Origin of the sequence: Halomonas alkalisoli, from assembly GCF_021412585.1 — a bacterium.
Taxonomy (GTDB): domain Bacteria; phylum Pseudomonadota; class Gammaproteobacteria; order Pseudomonadales; family Halomonadaceae; genus Halomonas; species Halomonas alkalisoli.
Genome location: NZ_JAKCMI010000021.1, coordinates 319,375 through 343,266 on the forward strand (window position 1 = coordinate 319,375; position 23,892 = coordinate 343,266).

General features: G+C 67.2%; 24 protein-coding genes and 1 pseudogene. 19 read left to right on the forward strand and 6 right to left on the reverse strand.

Annotation, left to right across the window (positions count from 1 at the left end):
* Nucleotide 1 precedes the first annotated feature (1 nt).
* From LY622_RS07920 to LY622_RS07975, 12 genes are all read left to right on the forward strand, one after another.
* A complete protein-coding gene (locus LY622_RS07920) occupies nucleotides 2-1,150 on the forward strand; it encodes an aminotransferase class V-fold PLP-dependent enzyme (protein ID WP_234290394.1) in 1,149 nt (382 codons plus the stop codon).
* A gap of 36 nt (nucleotides 1,151-1,186) precedes the next feature.
* Nucleotides 1,187-1,513, forward strand: coding sequence for a HesB/IscA family protein (locus LY622_RS07925; RefSeq protein WP_234290395.1), 327 nt, complete (start codon nucleotides 1,187-1,189; stop codon nucleotides 1,511-1,513).
* Between the two features lie 249 nt (nucleotides 1,514-1,762).
* Nucleotides 1,763-2,188 carry a nucleoside-diphosphate kinase gene (gene ndk / locus LY622_RS07930; protein ID WP_234290396.1) on the forward strand — a complete coding sequence of 142 codons (426 nt, stop codon included), beginning with the start codon at nucleotides 1,763-1,765 and terminating at the stop codon, nucleotides 2,186-2,188.
* Between the two features lie 69 nt (nucleotides 2,189-2,257).
* A complete protein-coding gene (gene rlmN / locus LY622_RS07935) occupies nucleotides 2,258-3,382 on the forward strand; it encodes a dual-specificity RNA methyltransferase RlmN (RefSeq protein WP_234290397.1) in 1,125 nt (374 codons plus the stop codon).
* A gap of 100 nt (nucleotides 3,383-3,482) precedes the next feature.
* Nucleotides 3,483-4,217 carry a type IV pilus biogenesis/stability protein PilW gene (pilW, locus tag LY622_RS07940; RefSeq protein WP_234290398.1) on the forward strand — a complete coding sequence of 245 codons (735 nt, stop codon included), beginning with the start codon at nucleotides 3,483-3,485 and terminating at the stop codon, nucleotides 4,215-4,217.
* A gap of 30 nt (nucleotides 4,218-4,247) precedes the next feature.
* Entirely contained in the window at nucleotides 4,248-5,240 is a 993-nt protein-coding gene (locus LY622_RS07945; RefSeq protein WP_234290399.1) for a RodZ domain-containing protein, read from the forward strand.
* A gap of 10 nt (nucleotides 5,241-5,250) precedes the next feature.
* A complete protein-coding gene (gene ispG / locus LY622_RS07950; RefSeq protein ID WP_234290400.1) occupies nucleotides 5,251-6,366 on the forward strand; it encodes a flavodoxin-dependent (E)-4-hydroxy-3-methylbut-2-enyl-diphosphate synthase in 1,116 nt (371 codons plus the stop codon).
* Between the two features lie 25 nt (nucleotides 6,367-6,391).
* On the forward strand, nucleotides 6,392-7,720 hold the full coding sequence (hisS, locus tag LY622_RS07955; RefSeq protein WP_255762496.1) for a histidine--tRNA ligase: 1,329 nt from the start codon (nucleotides 6,392-6,394) through the stop codon (nucleotides 7,718-7,720).
* Nucleotides 7,721-7,766: 46 nt separating this feature from the next.
* Entirely contained in the window at nucleotides 7,767-8,426 is a 660-nt protein-coding gene (locus LY622_RS07960) for a YfgM family protein (RefSeq protein WP_234290401.1), read from the forward strand.
* Nucleotides 8,423-9,589, forward strand: a complete 1,167-nt coding sequence (bamB, locus tag LY622_RS07965; RefSeq protein WP_234290402.1) for an outer membrane protein assembly factor BamB — start codon at nucleotides 8,423-8,425, stop codon at nucleotides 9,587-9,589. The genes LY622_RS07960 and bamB overlap by 4 nt, the downstream gene beginning before the upstream one ends.
* The gene (gene der, locus LY622_RS07970) at nucleotides 9,586-10,989 is read left to right on the forward strand and encodes a ribosome biogenesis GTPase Der (RefSeq protein WP_234290403.1); all 1,404 of its coding nucleotides are present in this window, start codon (nucleotides 9,586-9,588) and stop codon (nucleotides 10,987-10,989) included. The genes bamB and der overlap by 4 nt, the downstream gene beginning before the upstream one ends.
* 196 nt (nucleotides 10,990-11,185) lie before the next feature.
* Nucleotides 11,186-11,827 (forward strand): hypothetical protein, encoded by a 642-nt coding sequence (locus LY622_RS07975; RefSeq protein WP_234290404.1) that lies wholly within the window; start codon nucleotides 11,186-11,188, stop codon nucleotides 11,825-11,827.
* A gap of 158 nt (nucleotides 11,828-11,985) precedes the next feature.
* Here LY622_RS07975 and LY622_RS07980 read toward each other — a convergent pair whose 3' ends face one another.
* Nucleotides 11,986-12,852, reverse strand: coding sequence for an ATP-binding protein (locus LY622_RS07980; RefSeq protein WP_234290405.1), 867 nt, complete (start codon nucleotides 12,850-12,852; stop codon nucleotides 11,986-11,988).
* A gap of 120 nt (nucleotides 12,853-12,972) precedes the next feature.
* On the opposite strand from LY622_RS07980, the gene LY622_RS07985 reads away from it, so the two are divergent.
* Both LY622_RS07985 and LY622_RS07990 read left to right on the forward strand, forming a co-directional pair.
* A complete protein-coding gene (locus LY622_RS07985; RefSeq protein ID WP_234290406.1) occupies nucleotides 12,973-13,773 on the forward strand; it encodes a M48 family metallopeptidase in 801 nt (266 codons plus the stop codon).
* A 38-nt stretch (nucleotides 13,774-13,811) separates the two neighbouring features.
* Nucleotides 13,812-14,072 carry a hypothetical protein gene (locus tag LY622_RS07990; protein ID WP_234282390.1) on the forward strand — a complete coding sequence of 87 codons (261 nt, stop codon included), beginning with the start codon at nucleotides 13,812-13,814 and terminating at the stop codon, nucleotides 14,070-14,072.
* 139 nt (nucleotides 14,073-14,211) lie between these two features.
* Here LY622_RS07990 and aroE read toward each other — a convergent pair whose 3' ends face one another.
* The 5 genes from aroE to LY622_RS08015 all read right to left on the reverse strand — a co-directional run bounded on the left by aroE (nucleotide 14,212) and on the right by LY622_RS08015 (nucleotide 18,938).
* Entirely contained in the window at nucleotides 14,212-15,024 is an 813-nt protein-coding gene (gene aroE / locus LY622_RS07995) for a shikimate dehydrogenase (protein WP_234290407.1), read from the reverse strand.
* Nucleotides 15,025-15,169: 145 nt separating this feature from the next.
* Complete coding sequence (gene hemF / locus LY622_RS08000; RefSeq protein WP_234290408.1) at nucleotides 15,170-16,093, reverse strand: oxygen-dependent coproporphyrinogen oxidase; 924 nt, start codon at nucleotides 16,091-16,093, stop codon at nucleotides 15,170-15,172.
* Nucleotides 16,094-16,137: 44 nt separating this feature from the next.
* Nucleotides 16,138-16,695, reverse strand: a complete 558-nt coding sequence (gene tsaC / locus LY622_RS08005) for an L-threonylcarbamoyladenylate synthase type 1 TsaC (RefSeq protein ID WP_234290409.1) — start codon at nucleotides 16,693-16,695, stop codon at nucleotides 16,138-16,140.
* 87 nt (nucleotides 16,696-16,782) lie between these two features.
* Nucleotides 16,783-17,871, reverse strand: coding sequence for a DNA-processing protein DprA (gene dprA / locus LY622_RS08010; protein WP_234290419.1), 1,089 nt, complete (start codon nucleotides 17,869-17,871; stop codon nucleotides 16,783-16,785).
* Between the two features lie 38 nt (nucleotides 17,872-17,909).
* The gene (locus LY622_RS08015) at nucleotides 17,910-18,938 is read right to left on the reverse strand and encodes a LysM peptidoglycan-binding domain-containing protein (protein WP_234290420.1); all 1,029 of its coding nucleotides are present in this window, start codon (nucleotides 18,936-18,938) and stop codon (nucleotides 17,910-17,912) included.
* Between the two features lie 265 nt (nucleotides 18,939-19,203).
* Between LY622_RS08015 and def the strand changes: the two genes are divergently transcribed.
* The 5 genes and pseudogenes from def to trkA all read left to right on the forward strand — a co-directional run.
* Nucleotides 19,204-19,716 (forward strand): peptide deformylase, encoded by a 513-nt coding sequence (gene def / locus LY622_RS08020; protein WP_066443886.1) that lies wholly within the window; start codon nucleotides 19,204-19,206, stop codon nucleotides 19,714-19,716.
* 105 nt (nucleotides 19,717-19,821) lie between these two features.
* Nucleotides 19,822-20,808, forward strand: coding sequence for a methionyl-tRNA formyltransferase (gene fmt, locus LY622_RS08025; RefSeq protein WP_234290410.1), 987 nt, complete (start codon nucleotides 19,822-19,824; stop codon nucleotides 20,806-20,808).
* Nucleotides 20,808-22,157: a 16S rRNA (cytosine(967)-C(5))-methyltransferase RsmB gene (gene rsmB / locus LY622_RS08030; protein WP_234290411.1), complete on the forward strand. Its 1,350-nt coding sequence runs from the start codon at nucleotides 20,808-20,810 to the stop codon at nucleotides 22,155-22,157. The genes fmt and rsmB overlap by 1 nt, the downstream gene beginning before the upstream one ends.
* A gap of 42 nt (nucleotides 22,158-22,199) precedes the next feature.
* Complete coding sequence (locus LY622_RS08035) at nucleotides 22,200-22,406, forward strand: dodecin (RefSeq protein WP_066443873.1); 207 nt, start codon at nucleotides 22,200-22,202, stop codon at nucleotides 22,404-22,406.
* Nucleotides 22,407-22,515: 109 nt separating this feature from the next.
* Nucleotides 22,516-23,892, forward strand: a pseudogene (trkA, locus tag LY622_RS08040) (Trk system potassium transporter TrkA); the annotation flags it as partial.

Consider the following 23,892-nt stretch of genomic DNA (forward strand, 5'->3'; position numbering starts at 1 on the left):
CATGAGCGACCTCGTCTACCTCGACTATGCCGCCACCACGCCGGTCGACCCCCGGGTCGCCGACGTGATGCAGCGTCATCTCACCCAGGAGGGGATCTTCGCCAATCCCGCCTCGCGCAGCCATATGCTCGGCTGGCAGGCGGAACAGGCCGTGGAGAGCGCCCGCCGCCAGGTCGCCGACCTGATCGGGGCCGACCCGCGCGAGATCGTCTGGACCAGCGGCGCCACCGAAGCCGACAACCTGGCGCTGATCGGCTACATGCGGGCCAACCGCAGCCGGGGCGGCCACCTGATCACCTCGATCATCGAGCACAAGGCGGTGGTGGACACCGCCCGGGCGCTGGAAGCCGAAGGGTTCGAGGTCACCTGGCTGACCCCGGGGCGAGATGGGCGCGTCACCCCCGACCAGCTGCGCGACGCCATGCGTGCCGATACCGTCCTGGTCTCGCTGATGGCGGTCAACAACGAGCTGGGCTGCATCCATGATCTGGCGGGGCTGGCGGAAGTGGCGCATGCCGGTGGCGCCCTGCTCCATGTCGATGCCGCCCAGGCGGTGGGGCGCATCCCCCTCGATGTCGCCGCACTCGGCATCGACCTGATGTCGCTCTCCGGCCACAAGGTATACGGCCCCAAGGGCGTGGGCGTACTCTACGTCAAGCGCAGCCCGGATATCCGCCTGGCACCGCTGATTCACGGCGGCGGACACGAGCGCGGCATGCGCTCCGGCACCCTGCCGACTCACCAGATCGCCGGCATGGGAGAGGCCTTCGCCCTGGCCGCCCAGGAGGGCGAAGCCGACCAGGCCCGCATCCTGGCGCTGCGTAACCGGCTGCTCGATGGGCTCTCGAACCTGGACGGCATTCACCGCAATACCGCTGTCGATGTCGCGGTTCCCAATATTCTCAACCTCGCCTTCGAGGGTGTCGACGGCGAGTCGCTGCTGATGGCGCTGCGCAATATCGCCCTTTCTACCGGCTCGGCCTGCAACTCGGCGAGCGTTGAGCCATCCTATGTATTGAAGGGTATCGGCGTACCGCGCCCTCTGGCGCTGGCATCGCTTCGCTTCAGCTTCGGCCGCTTCACCACCGAAGCCGATATCGACAGGGCGCTGGACGCCCTGCAACATGCTCTTCCGGGCCTGCGCCGCTAGGCGGCCATGCCCACCCACACAAGCAGGAGAATGAATATGGCGCATCTTTCGATCACCACCGCCGCCGCCGAGCAGATCCAACGGGTGCTCGAGGAGCGCGGCCAGGGACTGGGCCTGCGGGTCTCGGTCAAGCCCAGCGGCTGCTCGGGCTACAGCTATGTGCTCGACTTCGCCGACGAAGCGGCCAATGACGACATCTCCTTCGAGGATCACGGCGTGACCGTTTTCGTCGCCCCCGATGCGCTGGAGATGCTCGACGGCAGCGAGGTCGACTATGTCTCGGAGGGGCTCAACCGCTTCTTCCGCTTCAACAATCCCAACGTCAAGGACCAGTGCGGCTGCGGGGAAAGCTTCACGGTGTGATGCGTTCACCCAGGCCTTCCGCCTTGGCAACCGGGCGATTGTTCCGCCCCCGGAGACCGGACGATTGTTCAACGCCCGCCGGGAGCGTTATACTCTGCGCCCACTGTTTATGCGCTGAATCGTCGCGCCGACCTGGCGTGCGACGCCGAACGCACCTTTATTCGTAGCGCCGCGCCGTGCCGGCTTCTCTTCGAGACCGGCGTAGCGTGGCGCTATCCCCATACATACTGCCAACGGAGACAGGCCCTCATGGCTACCGAACGTACTCTTTCCATCATCAAGCCCGACGCCGTCGCCAAGAACGCCATCGGCGAGATCATCGCGCGCTTCGAGAAGGCCGGCCTCAAGGTCGTGGCCGCCAAGATGCTGCACCTTTCCGAAGAGAAGGCCGGCGGTTTCTACGCCGAGCACAAGGAGCGCCCCTTCTTCAAGGATCTGGTCGGCTTCATGACCTCGGGCCCGGTCGTCGTGCAGGTGCTGGAAGGCGACGATGCCATCGCCAAGAACCGTGACCTGATGGGCGCCACCAACCCCAAGGAAGCGGCCCCGGGCACCATCCGCGCCGACTTCGCCGAGACCATCGATGCCAATGCCGTACATGGCTCCGACTCTCCGGCCTCCGCCGAGCGGGAAGTGGCGTATTTCTTTAGTGCCGACGAAATCTGCCCGCGCTGAGCCACACCAGGCCTGCCTACGCGGGGGCATTTTCGCCCCCGCCCCTGTCCCTCCGATGTCCGTGATGCCATGACCGCCACCGCTTCCCAACGCACCAATCTGCTCGGCCTGACTCGCGAGGAGCTGGAAGAATTCTTCCTCTCCATCGGCGAGAAGAAGTTTCGTGCCGCCCAGGTGATGAAATGGATCCACCACGAAGGCTGCGACGACTTCGCGGCCATGACCAACCTGTCCAAGGCGCTGCGCACGCGCCTGGCCGAGGTGGCCGAGATTCGTGGACCCGCGGTGGTCTATGAGGGCACCTCCAGCGACGGCACTCGCAAGTGGGTGCTGGAAGTGGAGGACGGCACCTATGTGGAGACCGTGCTGATCCCGGCCGAGAACGGCAAGCGGCGCACCCTGTGCGTCTCCTCCCAGGTCGGCTGCTCGCTGGACTGCAGCTTCTGCTCCACCGGCAAGCAGGGTTTTCAACGCAACCTCTCCAGCGCCGAGATCATCGGCCAGGTCTGGGTGGCAAGCAACAGCTTCGGCCCGCGCCGCGACACCGCCAACCGTCCGGTCACCAACGTGGTGATGATGGGCATGGGCGAGCCGTTGATGAACTACGACAACGTCGTGCCGGCCATGAAGCTGATGCTGGACGACAACGGTTACGGCCTCTCCAAGCGGCGTGTCACCCTGTCGACCTCCGGCGTGGTCCCCATGCTCGACAAGCTGGGCGACGAGCTCGACGTGAGCCTGGCCATTTCGCTGCATGCCGCCACCGACGAGCTGCGTAGCGAGCTGGTGCCGCTGAACCGCAAGTACAACATTCGCGCCCTGCTGGACGCCTGCCAGCGCTACCTCGCCAAGTGCAGCGATACGCGGATGGTGACCATCGAATATACCCTGATCAAGGACGTCAACGATCAGCAGGAGCACGCCGAGCAGCTCGCCGAACTGCTGCGCGAGCTGCCGTGCAAGATCAACCTGATTCCCTTCAATCCCTTCCCCCATTCGGGCTACGAGACGCCGTCACGCAACCAGACGATGCGGTTTCAGCAGTGGCTCTACGAGCTGGGTTACACGGCACCGGTTCGCAGCACCCGCGGCGACGACATCGATGCCGCCTGCGGCCAGCTGGTGGGGCGGGTGAAGGATCGCACCAAGCGGCATGAGCGCTATATCCGCTCGATACAGATCGACGCCGACTGAAGCGGGCGGGCGCCTTGACTTCAACACGTCACGGCGCTTTGATGGACAGGCTTTTTTTACCCGCCACCGCTGCCCGAAGAGCTCTTTGCATGAGGATGCCATGACGCGCTGCCCCTCCCTGCCTTCACGACTCAGGCCGCTTTCGCTGGTGGCGATGCTCGCCGGGTCGCTGTGGCTGACCGGCTGTGCCAGCCAGGCCGAGCGGGGCGACGGCAGCACTCCCGCCGAGGCGTTTACCGAGCTGGGCATGGCCTACCTGGAACAGGACAACCTTCCCCGCGCCATTGCGGCGCTCAATCGCGCCCTGGAGAGCGATTCGCGAAATCCTCAGGCACTTCAGGCCATGGCCATTGTCTACCAGCGGCAGGGAGAGGACGAACTGGCCGACGAGACCTTCCAGCAGGCCCTGAAGGCCGACCCCGACTACAGCCGGGCGCGCAACAACTACGCCGCCTTTCTCTATGACAAGGGCCGCACTGCCGAGGCCTGCGAGCAGCTCGAGCAGGCCTCCCGCGATACCCAGTACGCCAACCGGGCCCAGCTGTTTGCCAACCTGGGGCAGTGCCACTGGGAGATGGGAGACCTGGCCAAGGCACGCAGCAGCCTCGAACGCGCCCAGAGCCTGGAGCCGCGCAGTCCGCGAAGTTACTTCGCGCTGGCAGAACTGGAGCTGACGCTGGGGAATCCGGAGCGTGCCCACCAACAGCTGGATGCCTTCATCCGGCTGGCGGGCATGACGCCGAACGCCCAGGCGCTGGCCAACGAAATCGCCGTGGCCCGTAGCGGGAACACGGCCGTCACCCCTGACCCGGACACCCTAAGTGACGCCCCTTGATCAACGATTCATGACGAAGGATGCTCAGCCATGAGCGACAATCACAATATCGATACGGTCGACTTCGGGTCCCAGGCCTCGCCCGGCGAACTGCTGCGCCGCGAGCGAGAGACCCAGGGTCTCTCCCGGGAAGAAGTCGCCACGGCGCTCAACCTGCGGCCAGCCGTCGTCGGCGGGCTGGAAGAGGACAACTACGAGCAGATCCCGGTCGCCGCCTATCGCCGCGGCTACCTGCGCGCCTATGCCCGCCTGCTGGGCATCGATGATCGGCCCGTCCTCGAATCCTATGCCAGCCGCTTCAGCAGCCAGGAAGTGGAACAGCGGGTGACCCCGGTGAACGTCTCCCGCCCCCCCTCCCGCATTGGCGCCTGGCTATTCAAGCTGGTGACCCTGCTGGTCATTGCCGGGCTGATCGGCCTGACCCTGGTGTGGTGGCAGAGCCGTGGCGGCAGCGAACTGCTCGACTTCGGCGAAAGCAGCCCCGTCTCGGTGGACAACCTCGATGGCACCACCACCCTGGTCGAAGAGGCGCCCCGCCCCGAGGTCGAGGAGTCCCTGCCGCCGCTGCCCGAAGAGGGCGTCGATCCGATCGGCACCCAGGCACCCGTCGCCCCTTCCCCGCAGGTCGATGCCGCCGGGGCCGAGCGTCTCGCGACAGCCGGTGATACCGACGAGACGATACCAGCGGACGTCGAGGCGGTGACCGAGGAGGTCGCCGAGACCCCCGACATCGTCACCGAGGAGGAGCCCGAGGCCGCCGAGGCCCCCGCCGCCGGCGACGTTCGCCAGCTGCAGCTGACCTTCAACGAACAGTCCTGGACCGAGATCTTCGATGCCAACAACCAGCGCATCTTCGTCGGCCTCCAGGAGCCCGGCACCACCGCCAGCGTGGAGGGCGAACCGCCCTTCCGCATGACCATCGGCAATGCCACCGGCGTCGAGCTGATCTGGCGCGGCGAAGCGGTCGATCTCGCTGCCCGCGCCGGCGCCAACAACGTTGCCCGCTTCACTCTGGGAGAATGATTCCGTCACCATGCACGCTCAATCGCCCATCATTCGACGCAAGTCCCGCCAGATCCATGTCGGCAAGGTTCCGGTAGGGGGCGGCGCCCCCATCTCCGTGCAGAGCATGACCAACACCGACACCTTGGACGTGGCCGCCACCGTGGCCCAGATACGCCAGCTGGAAGCCGCCGGGGCCGATATCGTGAGGGTCTCGGTGCCGACCATGGATGCCGCCGAGACCTTCGGGCGCATCAAGCGCGAGGTCGAGGTGCCGCTGGTGGCCGATATCCATTTCGACTACAAGATCGCCCTGCGCGTCGCCGAACTCGGCGTCGACTGCCTGCGGATCAACCCCGGCAACATCGGCAAGGAGGAGCGGGTTCGCGCCGTGGTCAGCGCCGCCCGGGACAACGGCATCCCGATCCGCATCGGCGTCAATGCCGGTTCGCTGGAGAAGGACCTGCAGAAGAAGTATGGCGAGCCGACACCGGCAGCCCTGGTGGAGTCGGCCATGCGCCATATCGACCACCTCGACCGCCTCGATTTCCAGGACTACAAGGTCAGCGTCAAGGCCTCGGACGTGTTCATGGCGGTGGCCGCCTACCGCCAGCTTGCCACCCTGATCGAGCAGCCGCTGCACCTGGGCATCACCGAGGCGGGCGGTCTGCGTTCGGGTACGGTGAAGTCATCCATTGGCCTGGGCATGCTGCTGATGGACGGCATCGGCGACACGATTCGCGTCTCGCTGGCCGCCGACCCGGTCGAGGAGATCAAGGTCGGCTTCGACATGCTCAAGAGCCTGCGCCTGCGTGCCAAGGGCATCAACTTCATCGCCTGTCCCAGCTGTTCGCGCCAGAACTTCGATGTCATCGGCACCATGAATGCCCTCGAGGAGCGGTTAGAGGACATCATGACGCCGCTGGACGTTTCCGTGATCGGCTGTGTGGTCAACGGCCCCGGCGAGGCCAAGGAGGTCGATGTCGGCCTCACCGGCGGCTCGCCCGCCAACCTCGTCTATATCGACGGCAAGCCAGCCTCCAAGCTGCGCAACGAGCACCTGGTCGATGACCTCGAGCGCTTGATTCGCGAGCGGGTACGCCAGAAAGAGCAGGCCGAACAGGACGTGATCGCCCGCGACCAGTGAGCCGGGCGACAACAAGGAGTCAGCATTGAGCAAGTCCCCAGTCAGCAATAAAGAGCCGAGCAAGAAGAAGATCCAGGCCATTCGCGGCATGAACGACCTGCTGCCGGAGCAGTCGTCGCTCTGGCAGTACTTCGAGGGCACCGTGCAGTCGCTGATGCAGCGTTACGGCTATGCCGAGATCCGCACGCCCATCGTCGAGCAGACCGCCCTGTTCGCCCGCTCCATCGGCGAAGTCACCGACATCGTCGAAAAGGAGATGTACACCTTCGAGGACCGCAATGGCGACAGCCTGACCCTGCGCCCCGAGGGCACGGCGAGCTGCGTGCGCGCCGCCATGGAGCACGGCCTGCTGCACAACCAGACCCAGCGGCTGTGGTACCAGGGCCCGATGTTTCGCCACGAGCGCCCGCAGAAGGGCCGCTATCGGCAGTTTCACCAGGTCGGCCTGGAAGCCTTCGGCCTGGACGGCCCCGACATCGACGCCGAAGTCATCCTGCTCTCGGCACGGCTGTGGAAGGAGCTGGGCCTGCTCGATCACGTGACCCTGGAGCTCAACTCACTGGGCTCCAACGAGGCCCGGGCCGCCTATCGCGACAAGCTGGTGGCCTATTTCGAGGCGCACCGCGACCAGCTCGACGAGGATTCCCTGCGCCGCCTGACCAGCAACCCGCTGCGCATCCTGGATTCGAAGAACCCTGACATGGCGCCGATGCTGGCCGATGCGCCCCGGCTCATGGACCACCTGGACGACGGATCCCGCGAGCACTTCGAGCAGCTCACCAAGATGCTCGAGGCGGCCGGGATCGACTACACGATCAATCCGCGCCTGGTGCGTGGGCTGGACTACTACTGTCGCACCGTCTTCGAGTGGACCACCACCGCGCTGGGCAGCCAGGGCACGGTATGTGCCGGCGGGCGCTACGATGGCCTGGTCGAGCAGCTCGGCGGCAAGCCGACACCGGCCGTCGGCTTCGCCATGGGCATCGAGCGGCTGGTCCTGCTGCTGCAGACACTGGAGCTGGTACCACGGGGCGCCCTGGATGAGCTGGACGTCTACCTGCTGCCCATGGATGATGGCGCCACCGGAAGCGCCATGCTGCTGGCCGAGCAGTTGCGCACCGCTCTGCCCAGCCTGCGGCTACAGCTGCACTGCGGCGGCGGCAGCTTCAAGAGTCGCATCAAGAAAGCCGACAAGAGCGGCGCCCGCCTTGCCCTGCTGCTGGGCGAGGATGAATTGGCCAATGATCGAGTGACCCTGAAGTTCCTGCGTGAAGCGCGCGATCAGCAGAGCCTGAGCAGGCGCTCGCTGGGCACCGAACTCGCCACCTTGTTGTCAGGCAATGTTGTCGGATGACGCTACCGCCTGACCCGAACCGGACATGCCGTAAAGGAGACCGCCCGTGGCGGAGCTGAGAACTGAAGAAGAGCAGCTGGATGCCATCAAGCGCTGGTGGAAAGAGAACGGCACCGCGCTGATCGTCGGCGCGGCCCTCGCCGGCGCCGGCATATTCGGCTGGAATGCCTGGCAGAACTATCAGGAAAACCAGGCCGAGGCGGCCTCGCTGCGCTACCAGCACCTGGTCAACCTGGCCGACGCCGAGGTGCTGGACGATGAAGGCCTCGCCCAGGCCCGTGCCCTGGCCGACGAGATCGTCGACAACCACGGCCGCACGCTCTATGCCGACATGGCACGGCTGATCGACGCCCGCCTGGCGGTAGCGCAGGACGACCATGATGCCGCCCAGGCCGCCCTGCGGGCAGTCATCGACGCCAGCAAGCGCGACTACATCCAGGGCCTGGCACGACTGCGCCTGGCCCGGCTGCAGGTGGCCCAGGGCGATGCCGAAGCAGCGCTCGAGACCCTCGACAGCGGCATCCCCGACGCACTTGCCGCCCAGCGAGCCGATATCCGCGGCGACGCCCAGCTCGCGCTGGGCCGTGAAGACCAGGCGCGGGAAGCCTGGCGTGAAGCGCTGGCCCACGCCGAACAGCGTGACCAGCCGATCTACGGTGTCCAGCTCAAGCTGGAAAACCTTGGCGTTGAAGAGGCGATACTATGATTTCACTCATGCGGCGCAAGGCATCTCTCGCCATTGTCGCCACGCTCACCATCGGCCTGCTGGCCGGCTGCGCCAGCAAGTCGGAGCCGCGCTACTCGCCCAAGGAACTCTCTCGCTTCGATGCCACCGCCCAGTTGGACAGCGACTGGCGCCAGCGGGTCGGCCAGGGTCTCGGTCGAGCCCAGTACCCCATTGCCCCGGCGCTGGACAACGGCACTCTCTATGCCGCCGACGAGCGCGGCCGGGTGATGGCCTTCGAAGCCGGCAGCGGCAACCGGCTGTGGCAGAAGGACCTCGAAGCCGGCGTTTCCAGCGCCCTGACCGCCGTGGCCGGCGAGATCTACCTGGGCACGCGCAATGGCGAAGTGCTGGCGCTCAGCCAGCGCGACGGCAGCGTGCGCTGGCGCGCCCGGGTCCCCAGTGAAGTGCTGGCCGCGCCCCAGCCCAACCAGCAGCTGCTGGTGGTACAGAGCGTCGACGGCAGCGTCACCGCCCTGGACCGCAGCAACGGCCAGGAGCGCTGGTCGCACAGCACCACCGAACCCGCCCTTACCCTGCGCGGCACCGGCACGCCCTCGGTGATCGACCCGGTGACCTTCGCCGGCTTCGCCAACGGCCGCCTGGTCACCCTGGACAACCGCAACGGCCAGCCACTGTGGGAGCGACGCATTGCCGTGCCCCAGGGCCGTAGCGAGATCGACCGCATGGTCGACCTCGGCGGCCAGCCGGTGCTGACGCCGGATGGACGCCTGTTCGTCACCAGTTACAACGGCCGCCTGGTGGCCCTGCAGGCCAACACCGGCGAGATCCTCTGGGAGCGTGAACACTCCAGCCACCTGACCCCGGTGCTGGTGGGCGATCGACTCTTCACCGTCAACGAAGCCAGTCACCTACTCGCCTTCGACGCCCGCAGCGGCGAGGAAGTGTGGCGCAACCGCGACCTCGAGGGTCGCTGGCTCACCGCCCCCGCCTTCGCCGGCGGCAATCTGGTGGTGGGCGACTTCGAAGGCTACCTGCATCTGATCGACACCCAGAGCGGCCGCTTTACCGCCCGGACCCGGATCGACAGCTCGGGCATCAGCGTGCGCCCCGTCACCGATGCGCGGCGCATCTATGTGCTGACCAATAACGGTCGTCTGGAAGCCCTGGACATCCGCCGATGACGCCTGTGATTGCCCTGGTCGGCCGCCCCAATGTGGGCAAGTCGACCCTGTTCAACCGCCTGACCCGCTCGCGGGACGCCCTGGTGGCTGACTTCCCGGGCCTGACCCGAGACCGCAAGTACGGTAACGGCCTGCTCGGTGACAAGAGCTATACGGTCATCGACACCGGCGGCATCAGCGGCGACGAGGAGGGTATCGACGCCGCCATGGCCGAACAGTCCCTGGCGGCCATCGACGAGGCCGACATCGTGCTGTTCATGGTCGATGCCCGGGCCGGCCTCAACGTGGCCGACGAGGCCATCGCCAACCACCTGCGGGTCAACCAGAAGAAGACCTGGCTGGTGGTCAACAAGACCGACGGCCTGGAAGAGCACTCGGCCATGGCCGACTTCTGGGCGCTGGGCCTTGGCGACCCCTTCCCCATCGCCGCGGCCCACGGTCGCAACGTCACCACCCTGATCGAGACGGTACTCGAGCCCTTCCCCGAGCGCGACGAGAGCATTCCCGCCGATACCGGCACCAAGGGAATTCGCATCGGCGTGATCGGCCGCCCCAACGTGGGCAAGTCGACCCTGGTCAACCGGCTGCTGGGCGAGGAGCGGGTCGTGGTCTTCGACGAGGCCGGCACCACCCGGGACGCCATCGAGATCCCCTTCGAACGCCGCGGCAAGCCCTATGTGCTGATCGATACCGCCGGTGTACGGCGGCGCAAGAGCGTCCGCGAGTCCTTCGAGAAATTCTCGATCATCAAGACCCTGGAAGCGATCAAGGAGTGCCATGTCGCCATCATGGTGCTGGACGGTAGCAGCGGCCTGGTGGAGCAGGACCTGCATCTGCTCGACTACGTGCTGACCACCGGACGCGCCCTGGTGCTGGCGGTCAACAAGTGGGACGGGCTGGAAAGCGAAGCCAAGGAGAAGATGCGCGCCGAGATCAAGCGCCGCCTGGGCTTTGCCGACTACGCCGAGCTGCACTTCATCTCGGCCCTGCACGGCACGGCGGTGGGCGATCTCTACCCCTCCATCGAGCGCGCCTTCGCTTCCGCCAACAGCCACTGGTCGACCAACCGCCTCACCACCCTGCTGCAGGATGCGGTCAGCCAGCATTCGCCGCCCCTGGTGCATGGCCGCCGCATCAAGCTGCGCATGGCGCATCAGGGTGGCAGCAATCCGCCCATCATCGTGGTGCACGGCAACCAGACCGAGGCGCTGCCCGAAGCCTACAAGCGCTACCTGATCAACACCTTCCGCAAGGTGCTCAAGGTTCGCGGTACGCCGATCCGCTTCGAATTCCGCTCCGGCAGCAACCCCTTCGACCCCATGGCCGACGCCAGCGATCGCGATAAGGCCAAGAAGCGCGAGCTGGGCCGAACCAAGGAGGCTCGCAAGAGCCGTCGCTGAACCCGCCGACCACTTTGTCATCACCGCTACCCAGGCATCGCCGGCCCCCGGCCGGCAGTGCCGCTTCCCTCGTCCTGTCATGTTCCTTCCCGGTTACCGTGCCGTTGCGGAAAGTTTCTTGACAGCGAGGGCCGTCGAACCTGAAATACGCCCGTTTGCCATCCGCTGCTGCCCTTCCGGGCAGGGAGTCCCTTGCATGATCCTGACCCGCTTACTGCCGAAACTTTCCCAGCGTCACCGACGCTGGCGCCTGCTCGCGCCGCTGTGCCTGGCGGGGCTTTTGACCGGCTGCCTGGCCCTGCCCCAGACCGGCCTGTTCGCCTTCCGCCTGGCAGTCACCTCCCTGGGGGTAGAAGAGGTGCGCATCGGCCCCTACGCCGTGGATGCCCGCCTCGACACCAGCGATATCATGTCACTGGCGTTGTCGAGCCTCGGTGCCGGCAGCCTGCCGGTGCAGGCGACCCTGGCCATGGGCCTGGGGCTGCCCACCGGGATGCCGGCGGTGGAGATGTCCGGCTTTCGCTGGACGCTTGACATGCCGGGCGTCGAGCCGGTCAGCGGCAACTACGAGCAGGACGTGACCCTGACTTCGGGTGAGGATGCCAACTTGCGCCTGCCGGTGGCCTTCGACCTGCTCGACGGCGGCCGCGAGCGACTGGCCCCCATGGTGGAGCTGGCCAGCCAGCTGGCAAGCCAGGGCGAACTGCCCGCCGGCAGCGAGCTGGCCATCACCCCCGGCGACCTGCGCGGCCTGGGCATGACCCTGCCCGCAGGCCTGCTCACCCCCACCATCCGCCTGAGCGTGGGAGAGGACGGCTCGCTGATTCCAAGGAGGTAACGTCGTCGCCAAAGCCAAACGGGGCGCCGGGGACAGGTCGTAGAGGGGGTCCTACGCCAGGGATGGCGTCGGTAGCGCCCAGGGATGGGTTCACAGCGCCCCCTCATAGACCTGTCGACGGATCAGCCCCGCTGCCGGTATTCCGCTGACGACTTCTGCTACTCCCCATGCAGGCGACGACGCCCCACCCAGTGGCTGGCGAACTGCCAGGCCCCGCGGCCGCTGCGACCGCCGCGCAGGGTGGCGAAGCGAATCGCCTCCGCTCGGGCCTCGGCCCCCCAGTCCCGGGCACTGCCCAGTTGGGTGACCCAGTGGCAGCACGCCTCCAGGTAGGTGTCCTGGTTGAAGGGATAGAAACCCAACCAGAGCCCGAAACGGTCCGATAGCGAGATCTTCTCCTCCACGGCATCGCCATGGTGCAGCTCGTCACCCACCAGCTGCGATGCCTCGTTGTCGGACAGCGATTCGGGCAGCAGGTGGCGACGGTTGGAGGTGGCATAGAGCAGCACGTTCTCCGGCGGACCGGTCAAGGCACCGTCGAGCACGCTCTTGAGCGCCTTGTAGGCGTCATCGTGACCCTCGAAGGAGAGATCGTCACAGTAGACCACGAAGCGCTGTGGCTGGTGTCGCAGCTGCTCCACCAGGGTCGGCAACCCGGACAGGTCGTGGCGATCGACCTGTACCAGCCGCAGCCCTTCCGCCGCCAGGCTGTTGAGCAGGGCACGGATCAGCGACGACTTGCCGCTGCCACGGGAGCCCCACAGCAGGGCATGGTTGGCCGGCAGCTTCTGCAGGAAGGCGCGAGTGTTGTCGACCAGCGCCAGCTTCTGGCGCTCGATGCCCAGCAGGTCGTCCAGCGACAGGGCATCGCGGGGCGGTACCGGCAGCAGCCGCCCGCCCAGGGCGTGGCGCTGCCACAGGGCGGCCACATCACGCTCCCAGTCGACCTCCTCGGGTACCGGGGGCAGCCAGTGCTCCACATGGTCCAGCAGGCGACTGAGGCGTCTGCTCAGCTCCTCATCCATTGACGTCTCCTCGGAAGTTCCATGGTTTACAGTTGACCTTATGACGCTACGGGGTATCTTGTGGCGAACCGCCATCCCCGTCCAGGGTCTCAATAGTCCCGGACACAGGAGATTTTCACTATGCGCTGGATTCGCCCACTTGCCGTGACCGCCCTGGTCGTGACCCTCGCTGCCTGCACGACCTCACCCACCGGACGGCAGCAGCTCACCTTGATGTCCGACGCGCAGCTCAACGAGATGGGGCGCGAGGCCTTCCAGCAGTACCAGCAGGACCTGCCGGCGGCCGGCCAGGCCCAGCAGCGCTACGCCCAGTGCGTGGCCAGTGCCATCGTTGCCGTGCTGCCGGAGCGGGAGCGCGACAAGGACTGGCAGATCCGCGTCTTCGAATCGGAGCAGGCCAACGCCTTCGCCCTGCCCGGCGGCTACATGGGGGTCAATACCGGCCTCCTCGCTATCGCCGAGACCCAGGACCAGCTCGCCTCGGTGATCGGCCACGAGATCGGTCATGTCATCGCCAACCATGCCAATGAGCGGGTCTCGACCCATACCTCGACCCAGTTGGCCCTCTCGGTGCTGGGCTCCGCCTCTGGCATGCAGGGACAGGGCGGCCAGCAGCTGATGGGCGCGCTGGGCCTCGGCGCCCAGTACGGTGTTCTGCTGCCCTTCTCGCGCCGTCACGAGAGCGAGGCCGACGTGATCGGCATGCGCCTGATGGCCGATGCCGGCTTCGATCCGCGCGCCAGCGTCGCGCTGTGGGAGAACATGAGCGCCCAGGGCGGTGCCCGCCCACCGGAGTGGATGTCCACCCACCCCAGCCATGGCCAGCGCATGCAGGGCCTGCAGGCGGAGATGGGCAACGCCATGGCGCGCTACGAGCAGGCTCGCCAGGCGGGACGTCAACCCAACTGCTCCCGCCCCTGAGCACAGGCCGCCACTAACGCCCCCAGACAGGATGCAAGATGCTGAAAATCGGATTACTGCTGTTGATCGTCCCGCCGCTGATGCTGATGGGTCTCTACTTCTGGGAGCTCAGCGACGTGCGCGAATGTACCCTGATGCAGGGCGGCTACTGGGACTATCTGGACGGCGTCTGCCGCGACACCTCCCAGCCCTTCGTGCCCTGGGTGGAGCGTGAGCCCTTGCTGGTCAACGGCGGCATGCTGCTCTCCGTGGTGGGCCTTGTCATCTGCATGGCCGGGCTCTACGTCAAGCGGCGCTGAAGGGCAGCGCTCAACGCCAACGACGAGGCGGCGCCGGGTTATCGGCGCCGCCTCGCTGCGTTCGCTAACGCACCGGCCGGTCGCCGCCCCTCCTGGAGCGTTGAAGGTGTCAAACCGCGGATTAAACGCTTGCCTGGTTTTACAACGCCCGCCGCAGGCTTTCCCTTACCGGCGCCGTCAGCGGACGCTTGCCGCGCCACTGGTAGAACGACTCGGCGGCCTGCTCCACCAGCATGCCCAGCCCGTCGACCGGCATGGCCCCAAGCCCACTGGCCCAGCGCAAGAACACCGTGGGCTCGGTGCCATACATCATGTCGTAGGCCGTCGCACCCGGCGCAAACAGCGTCGCCGGCAGTGGCGGCAGCTCGCCCGCCAGGCTCGCGCTGGTACCGTTGACCACCAGGTCGAACTGGCCTGTCACCGCCTCGAATCCACTCCCCTGGATCGCGCCCAGGTCCTGAAAGTCGGCGGCCAGTGCCGTGGCCTTGGCCGCGGTGCGGTTGGCCACCAGCACGCTGGCCGGCCCGGCCGCCAGCAGCGGCTCGAGCACGCCGCGCACCGCCCCGCCGGCCCCCAGCACCAGAATTCGGGCGCCGGCCAGGCTCACCCCATGGTGCTCCAGGTCGCGGACCAGGCCGACCCCGTCGGTGGTGTCGCCATAAGTGAGGCCGTCCTTTCCCAGCAGCAGCGTATTGACGGCACCGGCACGCCGGGCCCGCTCGCTCAGCGTGTCGCAAAGCGAGAACGCCTGCTCCTTGAACGGCACGGTGACGTTGGCGCCCCGCCCCCCTTCGGCCGTGAAGCGGCGCCAGGCGCCGGCGAAGTCGTCCAGCGGCGCCTCGATGGCGGTGTAGTCGATATCCTCACCGGTCTGCTCGGCAAAGGCCGCATGAATCATCGGTGACTTCGAATGCGCAATGGGGTTGCCGAAGACGCAGTAGCGGTCTGTCATGGGATCTCCTCAAACACGGGAAGCGCCTGAATAGCCAACGAGCGACATGAAGCGCAAGGCGCCCGGAGCGCAGCAACCGGAGCCTATGGGTTATAGGTGAGGATTGCGAGCACCGCGTAACGCAGCGATTCGGTCGCGCAGATGCTCATTCAGCGCTTTCCCCCAGCCAGTCGCGGGGGCGCAAATAATCTCGATAGAGCCGCTCCTCGGCGCTGCCGGGCTCGGGCTGCCAGTCGTACTCCCAGCGGGCCAGGGGCGGCATCGACATCAGGATCGACTCGGTGCGCCCACCGCTCTGCAGCCCGAACAGGGTGCCGCGATCCCACACCAGGTTGAACTCCACGTAGCGGCCACGGCGGTAGAGCTGGAAATCGCGTTCGCGCTCGCTCCAGGGCATCCCGCTGCGCCGGCGCACGATGGGCAGGTAGGCCTCCAGGAAGGCATCGCCGACGGCTCGCTGGAAGGCAAAGCTGCGGTCGAAGCCCCACTCGTTGAAATCGTCGAAGAAGAGGCCGCCGACGCCGCGGGTTTCCTCGCGATGCTTGAGATAGAAGTAGTCGTCGCACCACGCCTTGAAGCGCGGGTAGACGTCATCACCAAAGGGGGTACAGGCGTCCCGTGCCACCCGATGCCAGTGCAGCACGTCCTCGTGCACCGGGTAGAAGGGTGTCAGGTCGAAGCCGCCGCCGAACCACCAGACCGGTGCCTCGCCTTCCTTCTCGGCGATGAAGAAGCGCACGTTGCCATGGCTGGTCGGTACGTGGGGGTTCTCGGGATGCATCACCCAGGAGACGCCCACGGCCTGAAAGCCGCGCCCGGCCAGCTCGGGGCGGGCGGCGGTCGCCGAGGGGGGCAACAGGTCTCCATAGACATGGGAGAAGTTGACGCCGCCCTTCTCGAAGATCCGGCCATGCTCGAGCACCCGGGAGCGGCCACCGCCCCCGGCTTCACGCTGCCAGCTGTCTTCCTGGAACAGCGCACCGCCATCCTCCGCGGCCAATGCCCGGCAGAGCCGCTCCTGCAGCTCGAGCAGGTAGGTCTTGACGTCTTCGAGGTTGGCATGTGCCATGGAGGGCCTCCTTTCGCCAGGTACGTTTCTGGACCTGGTACGTTTCAGGCGCGCAGCACCCGGCCGCTGACCAGGTCGCGAATGGTGCTGGGGCGATCGAGCCCGCCCAGCGCTCCCTCGACGATGGCGTCGAGTTCGTCGCCGAAGGCCTCGCGGACCTCGTCGGCGCTGAGCGCCGAGGGCTCACCGGCACGATTGGCCGACGTGGATACCAGGGGGCCGCCGAAGGCCTCGCACAGTGCCACCACCCCGGGGTGGTCACTGACCCGCAGGGCCACGCAGTGATGGGCGCCACGCACCAGCGCATGGGTGCGCCCGTTGTCCGGCACCAGCCAGGTATGGGGCCCCGGCCAGGTGGAGACCAGCGGCGCGTGGAGCTCCAGCGGCAGTCCCTCGAGCCAGGGGGTGAACTGCTCGATGCTGGCCGCAACCAGGATCAGTCCCTTGGCCGGGTCGCGCTGCTTGAGCCGCAACAGATGCGCCACGGCTGCGTCGTTGTCGGGGTCACAGCCCAACCCCCACACGCCTTCGGTGGGATAAGCGATCACGCCGCCGGCACGCAGCGCGGCCACGGCGTTGGAAAGAGACGTTACCTGGGGCATACCGGGCACCCTCGAAGTTACGAACAGAAAGACACTGACACAAGTACTGGCATCACGGATGCCTATGTCCAGCCGGCCGATATGCTATCACGCCTGGACATTGCCCGGCAGGCGCACCCAGCCGCCCGGCGCCTGGGCCACCTGGCCTTCCAGTTCGAGCTCCAGCAGGCGACGCTGGCAGTCGGGCACGGCCAGGCCGGTCAACGCAACCAGTGCATCCAGCGGCGAGGGGGAGTCGCTGAGCCAGCGCAGCAGCGGGTCGCCGCCGGCATCGACCGGCCCCGGGGCAGCAGACGACTGGGCGGTGGCGGAAAGCGAGGTGAAGGAAGGCGCCGCCCAGTGGGTCAGCTCCTCGAGAATATCGTCCAGCCGGCGCACCAGCACCGCACCCTGGCGAATCAGTTGCAGGCAGCCCCTGGCCTGGGGGTTGTGGATCGAGCCGGGCAGCGCGAAGACCTCGCGGCCCTGTTCAGTGGCCAGCCGCGCACTCACCAGGGAGCCGCTCTTCTCGGCGGCTTCCACCACCAGCACGCCGAGAGAGAGGCCGGTGACGATGCGGTTGCGGCGGGGAAAGAAGCCCGGTCGCGCCCGGGTACCGGGGGGATGTTCGGACAGCACCAGGCCGCCGCGATCGAGCAACTGGTGGTAAAGCCCCGCATGGCGGGGCGGGTAGATCACATCGACACCGCAGCCCAGCACCGCCACGCTGCGCCCGCCGGCCTCCAGGGCAGCATGCTGCGCAGCCCCGTCGATGCCCAGCGCCAGGCCGCTGTTCACGCACCAGTCCCGGGCGGCCAGCTCGCGGGCGAAGGCCGCCGCATTGGTGAGGCCTTCGCGGGTCGGCCGGCGCGAACCGACGATCGCCAGCCCGGGAGGCAGGAGCGCGTCGAGATCGCCCAGGGCCCAGAGCACCGGCGGAGGATCGGCGATCTGGCCGAGCAGCACCGGCCAGGCCGGATGACCGGGGAAGAGCAGATGCCGGGCCGCATCGGCATTCAGCCAGGCCAGGTCGGCATCGACCAGGGCATCGAGGGGGCTGCGGGCGGGGTGGTCGAGCCATAGCCGCAGCGCCGAGGCGGCCTCCCGGGGCAGGCGTGCCAGCCAGCCGTCGGGCCAGGCCGGCTCCATCGCTATCAGTTCGGCCAGCCGCGCCGCGCCCATGCCCGGCAGGCGCATCACCGCCAGCCACTCCCGCGTGCCCGGTGACACCGCTTTCACCGCAGCGCCACCCCCCGCCCATGGCGGGGATTGTGTACCCGATCACCGACTTCCAGCGTACGGGAGGCCCGCATCACCAGGCCATAGCTCATCTTCTCGTAGGGACGAAAGACCATGATCAGGCCCGCCTCGGTGCCGGGCAGCCGCAGGACCTCGCCGCTGCGCGGATCATTGACCCGCTCACCCTGCTGCTCGACCTGGAGTACGTGGCCGGTTTCCAGGCCGTCGCGGCGGCCGCGGTCCAGCGCCACCACCTGTAGCCGCCCGATGAAGCGCACGCCACCGGGTACCGCCAGGATGCGGCCGTCGACCGCACCATCCGGGGCCCGTGGCACGAACTCCCGAACCAGCTCACGGCTCTCCAGCGGCAGGATGATGTCGTTGTTGCGTACCTCCTGGGAGGCCGACAGCACCTCGAGTACGACGATATCCTCCTCGCTGCGCTGGACCCGGGCCTGGCCGATGCCCTCCAGTTCCAGCCCCAGCAGCTCACCGGAAACCGCGTCGTTGTAGCGCTCGCCGATACGATAGATCCCGTACCGCGGGCCGCGCTCGATCTCGCCACGGGCATAGATGCGATCTCCCGCCCCGCTGATGATGCGCCGGTCGTCGCCGGCAACCACATAGGCCAGCTCATCCAGTGCATCCGGGTCGTCGACGACCCGATGATCGCGCAGGAAGTGGCGTATCACTTCCAGGGGAATCGGCTCGATGGCTTCACGGGTCGGGATGCGCCGTATCTCCGGCGAGAGCCGAACGGTACCCTGGCCCCGCTCGAGGCCAAGGCAGGGACGCCCGTTGCAGTCATAGAGGTAGACCACATCGCCGGGATAGATCAGGTGAGGGTTGCGGATCTGAGGGTTGACCTGCCACACCTCCGGCCACTGCCAGGGGTGCTGCAGGAAGCGACCGGAGATGCCCCAGAGGGTGTCGCCACGCACCACGGTGTAGCGGTCGGGAGCGTCACCGCGCAGCCCCTCCTGCCAGCTGAGCCCCTGAGCCTGGGCCGCCCCACCCAGCAGCATGACAATGCAGACACTGCTTATCAAGACGACCCTGAAATAGTCAGCCAGCCAGCCGCATCCTGCCTTATCGTTGTATTCCGCCATCCCCAACTCCCCCTGCTCTCGCCCCATCCCGGAAGCCCTGAGGCCATCCCGCAGGGAACCTGAGCGACGTGTCATAGTCTGATTTTATCGAAATAATAGGTGATCGGGCGGTTTCACCCCGAGCCGCAGCCCCCTAGAATAAGGGAATCCCTGATGACAGCATAACGGTGGTTCCAACGCCATGGCCAAATTACCTATCCTCGAATTCCCCGACGAGCGACTGCGCACCAAGGCGGCGCCGGTCGAAGCGGTTGATGACGAGGTGCGCCAGCTGGTCGACGACATGCTCGAGACCATGTATGAAGCCAGCGGTATCGGGCTTGCCGCCACCCAGGTGGACGTTCACCGCCGCGTCATCGTGATGGATGTCAGCGACAGCCGGGCCAGTCCGCTGGTGCTGATCAACCCCGAATACACGCCGATCGGTGACGAGCGCGACCTGATGTCCGAGGGCTGCCTGTCGATCCCGGAGTATTACGCCGAGGTGCCCCGCGCACTGAAGGTACACCTCAAGGCGCTGGACCGGGACGGCAACCCCTACGAACTCGATGCCGAGGGCCTGCTGGCCCACTGTATCCAGCACGAATACGATCATCTGGAAGGCGTGCTGTTCGTCGACTACCTCTCCGCACTGAAGCGCGACCGGGTGCTGAAGAAGATGCAGAAACGCCACAAGCAGATGCAGGGGGCCTGAGGCCCACGCCCAACCTCGTTGAAGGCCGACAGCTGTCGGCCTTCGTCGTTTCCGCCTGCCTCCGTTATGATGGGGAACATCGCCCACTGGCAAGGCTTCGAAATCATGTCCCCACCCCTGCGTGTCGTTTTCGCCGGCACCCCCGACTTCGCCGCTTCCAGCCTGGCTGCGCTGCTGCAGAGCCGCCACTCCGTGGTCGCCGTCTACACCCAGCCCGACCGGCCCGCCGGCCGTGGCCGCAAGCTCGCCGCCAGCCCGGTCAAGACGCTGGCACTGGAACACGACCTGCCGGTGCTGCAGCCGGAAAGCCTGAAGGCACCGGAGGCCCAGGCCGAGCTGGCCGGGTTTGCGGCAGACATCATGGTGGTCGTCGCCTACGGCCTGATCCTGCCCCAGGCGGTACTGGACATTCCCCCAAGGGGCTGCCTCAACGTGCACGCCTCGCTGCTGCCGCGCTGGCGCGGTGCCGCCCCCATCCAGCGGGCCATCGAGGCCGGTGACAGCGAAAGCGGCGTGACCATCATGCAGATGGATGCCGGGCTGGATACCGGCGACATGCTGCTGATAAGACGCACCCCCATCACGGCCACCACCACCGGTGGCGAGCTGCATGACACCCTGGCCGCACTCGGCGGTGAGGCCATCGTCGAGGCGCTGGACGCCCTGGCAAGCGGCGCCTTGACGGCGACGCCCCAGCCCGCCGAAGGCGTTACCTACGCCGCCAAGCTCAGCAAGGCCGAGGCCGAACTGGATTTCCGCCAGCCGGCCGAGGCGCTGGCGGCCAAGGTACGCGCCTTCAACCCCTGGCCGGTGGCCTGGTGCACCCATGGCGAGGAGCGCCTGCGCCTGTTGATGGCGACGGCCTCGTCCCGTCATGATGGCGAAGCGCCCCGGCCCCCCGGCACCCTGCTTGCGCACGACCCCGATGCCCTGCGCATCGCCTGTGGCACCCAGGGCGCCGAGGTACTTCGCGTGACACGCGCCCAACTGCCCGGCGGCAAGCCATTGGCGGCTCGTGACCTGCTCAACGCCCGCAGCGACACCCTGGCACCCGGCCTGCTATTGGGGCAGGCCACCGAGGAGAAATCCTGATGCATCGATCGACGCCCTCCTCCCGTGCAGGAAAGGCCGTCCAGGACGGCGGCCAGGCGGTGCGGGTCAGCGCCGCCCGCGCGCTGGTGCCGGTCATCACCGGCAAGGGGTCGCTGGCCGACCTGGACGACCACCAGGTGGTCTCCCGGGACCGCGCCCTGTTCAAGGCGATGTGCTATGGCGTCTGTCGTACGCTGCCACGGCTCGAGGCGCTCGCCGCGCAGCTGCTCAAGACCCCCTTCAAGGCCCGAGATGCCGATGTCCAGGCCCTGCTGCTGCTGGGCATCCACCAACTGCTCTACATGCGCATTCCGGCCCATGCCGCCGTGGGCGAAACCGCCGGCGCAGCCAGGCTGCTGGGCAAGGAGTGGGCGACCAAGGTGCTCAACGGCTGCCTGCGCCGCCTGCAGCGGGATTCCGAGGCGCTGCAGGCCGAGGTCGACCAGGACCCCGGCGTAGCGCTGCTGCATCCAAGCTGGCTGCTCAAGGCGCTGCGCCAGGCCTGGCCCGACGACTGGCGCGCCATCGCCGCCGCCAACAACGAACCGGGGCCGATGACGCTGCGCATCAATCGCCGCCGCGGCGACCGGGAAGCCTACCTGGCACGGCTGATCGATTCCGGCCACGAGGCCAGGCTCTGTACGCACTCGCCCGATGGCCTGGTACTGGATACACCCTGTGACGTCCAGGCGCTGCCCGGCTTCGCCGAGGGCGATGTCAGCGTACAGGACGAGGCCGCCCAGCTCGCCGCCGAACTGCTCGGGCCAGTGCTGGCGCCACGTCCCGGCGGGCGTGTGCTCGACGCCTGCTGCGCCCCCGGCGGCAAGGCCTCCCACCTGCTGGAGCTGTTCAACGTGGAGCTGCTGGCGTTGGACAGCGACGCCACACGTCTCGCCCGGGTAGAGGACACCCTGGCCCGGCTGGGCCTTTCAGCCACCCTGCTGCACGCCGACGCCACCCAGCGGGACTGGTGGAACGGCACGCCCTTCGACGCCATCCTGCTCGACGCGCCCTGCTCCGGCAGTGGCGTGATCCGCCGTCATCCGGACATCAAGCGCCTGCGACGTCCATCGGACATCCCCAAGCTGGTCGAACTGCAGGCACGCCTGCTCGACAATCTATGGCCGCTGCTGCGCCCGGGGGGCTCGATGATCTACGCCACCTGCTCGGTGTTCCGCGAGGAGAACGACGAACAGGTCGAGGCATTCCTCTCCCGGACGGCAGACGCCATCGCCACCACGCCACAGGAAGTGAGCTGGGGCCGGCCGGCCGGCGCCGGTCGCCAGCTGCTGCCGGAAGCGGAGAGTCACGACGGCTTCTTTTATGCCAGACTGAAGCGGCAGGGCTGATATTGCCCTGCCTTCTCGACCACCAAGGAGCAAGGAGCCCCCATGAGCGATCATGTCTACAAGCACATCGAGCTGACCGGTTCTTCGGAGAAGGGCATCGAGGATGCCATCAACCGCGCGCTCGCCAAGGCCTCGCAGTCCCTGCACGGCATGCGCTGGTTCGAGGTAACGGACACGCGGGGCCACATCGAAAACGGCAAGGTCGGCCACTGGCAGGTGACGATCAAGGTGGGGTTCACCCTGGACTGAGGATGTCCCCCGCAAGGCCCGGTCTGTTACCCGTTGTACGGCTGGTTTATGCTAGCCACCATGCTGCGGCGCCAAATCGGCGTCGCAGAGTCGTTTCACGGACCCGACAGCAATGAAGATCATCATTCTTGGCGCCGGCCAGGTCGGCGGTACGCTGGCCGAGCATCTGGCCCGCGAGGAAAACGACATCACCGTGGTGGACACCGACGGCGAGCGGCTGCGCGAGCTGCACACCCGGCTCGACATCCGCACCGTGGTGGGGCCGGGCTCCTACCCCGTGGTGCTGCGCCAGGCCGGCTGCGAGGACGCCGATATGCTGATCGCGGTGACCAGCCAGGACGAGGTCAACATGATCGCCTGCCAGGTCGCCCACACCCTGTTTCGCACCCCCACCAAGATCGCCCGGGTCCGCGCCACCGCCTACCTCACCCGCAAGGGGCTGTTCGCCCACGAGGCGGTGCCCATCGACGTGCTGATCAGCCCCGAGCAGGTGGTCACCGACCACATCCGCCGGTTGATCGAGCACCCCGGCGCGCTGCAGGTGCTGGAGTTCGCCGGTGGGCTGGTGCAGCTGGTGGCGGTCAAGGCGTTCTACGGCGGCCCGCTGGTGGGCCAGGACCTGGGCTTCCTGCGACGCCACATGCCCAGCGTCGACACCCGGGTGGCGGCCATCTACCGCCGCAACCGGCCGATCATTCCCCGCGGCGACACCGTGATCGAGGCCGACGACGAGGTCTTCTTCATCGCCGCCCGCCGCGACATCCGCGCGGTGATGAGTGAGCTGCGCCGGGTCGACCGCGACTTCCGCCGGGTGATGATCGCCGGCGGCGGCAACATCGGCGAGCGGCTGGCCGAACACCTCGAGCACAGCCACCAGGTCAAGATCATCGAGCACGGCATCGAGCGCTGCACGGTGCTCGCCGAGCGCCTCGACCGCACCGTGGTGCTGCACGGCAGCGCCACCAACAAGCGGCTGCTGGAAGAGGAGAACATCGAGGACTGCGACATCTTTTGCGCGCTGACCAACGACGACGAGGTCAACATCATGTCGTCGATGCTGGCCAAGCGCATGGGTGCCAAGAAGGTGCTGACGCTGATCAACAACGCCGCCTACGTGGACCTGGTCCAGGGCGGCGAGATCGACATCGCCATCTCGCCGCAGCAGGCCACCATCGGCAGCCTGCTGACCCACGTGCGCCGCGGCGACATCGTCAACGTGCACTCGCTGCGCCGCGGTGCCGCCGAGGCGATCGAGGCCATCGCCCACGGCGACATGCAATCCTCCAAGGTGGTTGGCCGCGCCATCGGCGACATCGACCTGCCCAGCGGCACCACCATCGGTGCGCTGGTGCGCGGCAAGGAGGTGCTGATCGCCCACGACGACGTGGTGGTGGAGTCGGGCGATCACCTGATCCTGTTCGTGATCGACAAGCGCCGCATTCGCGAGGTGGAACGCCTCTTCCAGGTCGGCCTGACCTTCTTCTGA

Bases quoted from the DNA above. Each gene is read 5' to 3' on its own strand.
- LY622_RS07920 (WP_234290394.1), top strand. From the start codon at position 2: ATGAGCGACCTCGTCTACCTCGACTATGCCGCCACCACGCCGGTCGAC.
- LY622_RS07925 (WP_234290395.1), top strand. From the start codon at position 1,187: ATGGCGCATCTTTCGATCACCACCGCCGCCGCCGAGCAGATCCAACGG.
- ndk (WP_234290396.1), top strand. From the start codon at position 1,763: ATGGCTACCGAACGTACTCTTTCCATCATCAAGCCCGACGCCGTCGCC.
- rlmN (WP_234290397.1), top strand. From the start codon at position 2,258: ATGACCGCCACCGCTTCCCAACGCACCAATCTGCTCGGCCTGACTCGC.
- pilW (WP_234290398.1), top strand. From the start codon at position 3,483: ATGACGCGCTGCCCCTCCCTGCCTTCACGACTCAGGCCGCTTTCGCTG.
- LY622_RS07945 (WP_234290399.1), top strand. From the start codon at position 4,248: ATGAGCGACAATCACAATATCGATACGGTCGACTTCGGGTCCCAGGCC.
- ispG (WP_234290400.1), top strand. From the start codon at position 5,251: ATGCACGCTCAATCGCCCATCATTCGACGCAAGTCCCGCCAGATCCAT.
- bamB (WP_234290402.1), top strand. From the start codon at position 8,423: ATGATTTCACTCATGCGGCGCAAGGCATCTCTCGCCATTGTCGCCACG.
- der (WP_234290403.1), top strand. From the start codon at position 9,586: ATGACGCCTGTGATTGCCCTGGTCGGCCGCCCCAATGTGGGCAAGTCG.
- LY622_RS07975 (WP_234290404.1), top strand. From the start codon at position 11,186: ATGATCCTGACCCGCTTACTGCCGAAACTTTCCCAGCGTCACCGACGC.
- LY622_RS07980 (WP_234290405.1), bottom strand. From the start codon at position 12,852: ATGGATGAGGAGCTGAGCAGACGCCTCAGTCGCCTGCTGGACCATGTG.
- LY622_RS07985 (WP_234290406.1), top strand. From the start codon at position 12,973: ATGCGCTGGATTCGCCCACTTGCCGTGACCGCCCTGGTCGTGACCCTC.
- LY622_RS07990 (WP_234282390.1), top strand. From the start codon at position 13,812: ATGCTGAAAATCGGATTACTGCTGTTGATCGTCCCGCCGCTGATGCTG.
- aroE (WP_234290407.1), bottom strand. From the start codon at position 15,024: ATGACAGACCGCTACTGCGTCTTCGGCAACCCCATTGCGCATTCGAAG.
- hemF (WP_234290408.1), bottom strand. From the start codon at position 16,093: ATGGCACATGCCAACCTCGAAGACGTCAAGACCTACCTGCTCGAGCTG.
- tsaC (WP_234290409.1), bottom strand. From the start codon at position 16,695: ATGCCCCAGGTAACGTCTCTTTCCAACGCCGTGGCCGCGCTGCGTGCC.
- dprA (WP_234290419.1), bottom strand. From the start codon at position 17,871: ATGCGCCTGCCGGGCATGGGCGCGGCGCGGCTGGCCGAACTGATAGCG.
- LY622_RS08015 (WP_234290420.1), bottom strand. From the start codon at position 18,938: ATGCTGCTGGGTGGGGCGGCCCAGGCTCAGGGGCTCAGCTGGCAGGAG.
- def (WP_066443886.1), top strand. From the start codon at position 19,204: ATGGCCAAATTACCTATCCTCGAATTCCCCGACGAGCGACTGCGCACC.
- fmt (WP_234290410.1), top strand. From the start codon at position 19,822: ATGTCCCCACCCCTGCGTGTCGTTTTCGCCGGCACCCCCGACTTCGCC.
- rsmB (WP_234290411.1), top strand. From the start codon at position 20,808: ATGCATCGATCGACGCCCTCCTCCCGTGCAGGAAAGGCCGTCCAGGAC.
- LY622_RS08035 (WP_066443873.1), top strand. From the start codon at position 22,200: ATGAGCGATCATGTCTACAAGCACATCGAGCTGACCGGTTCTTCGGAG.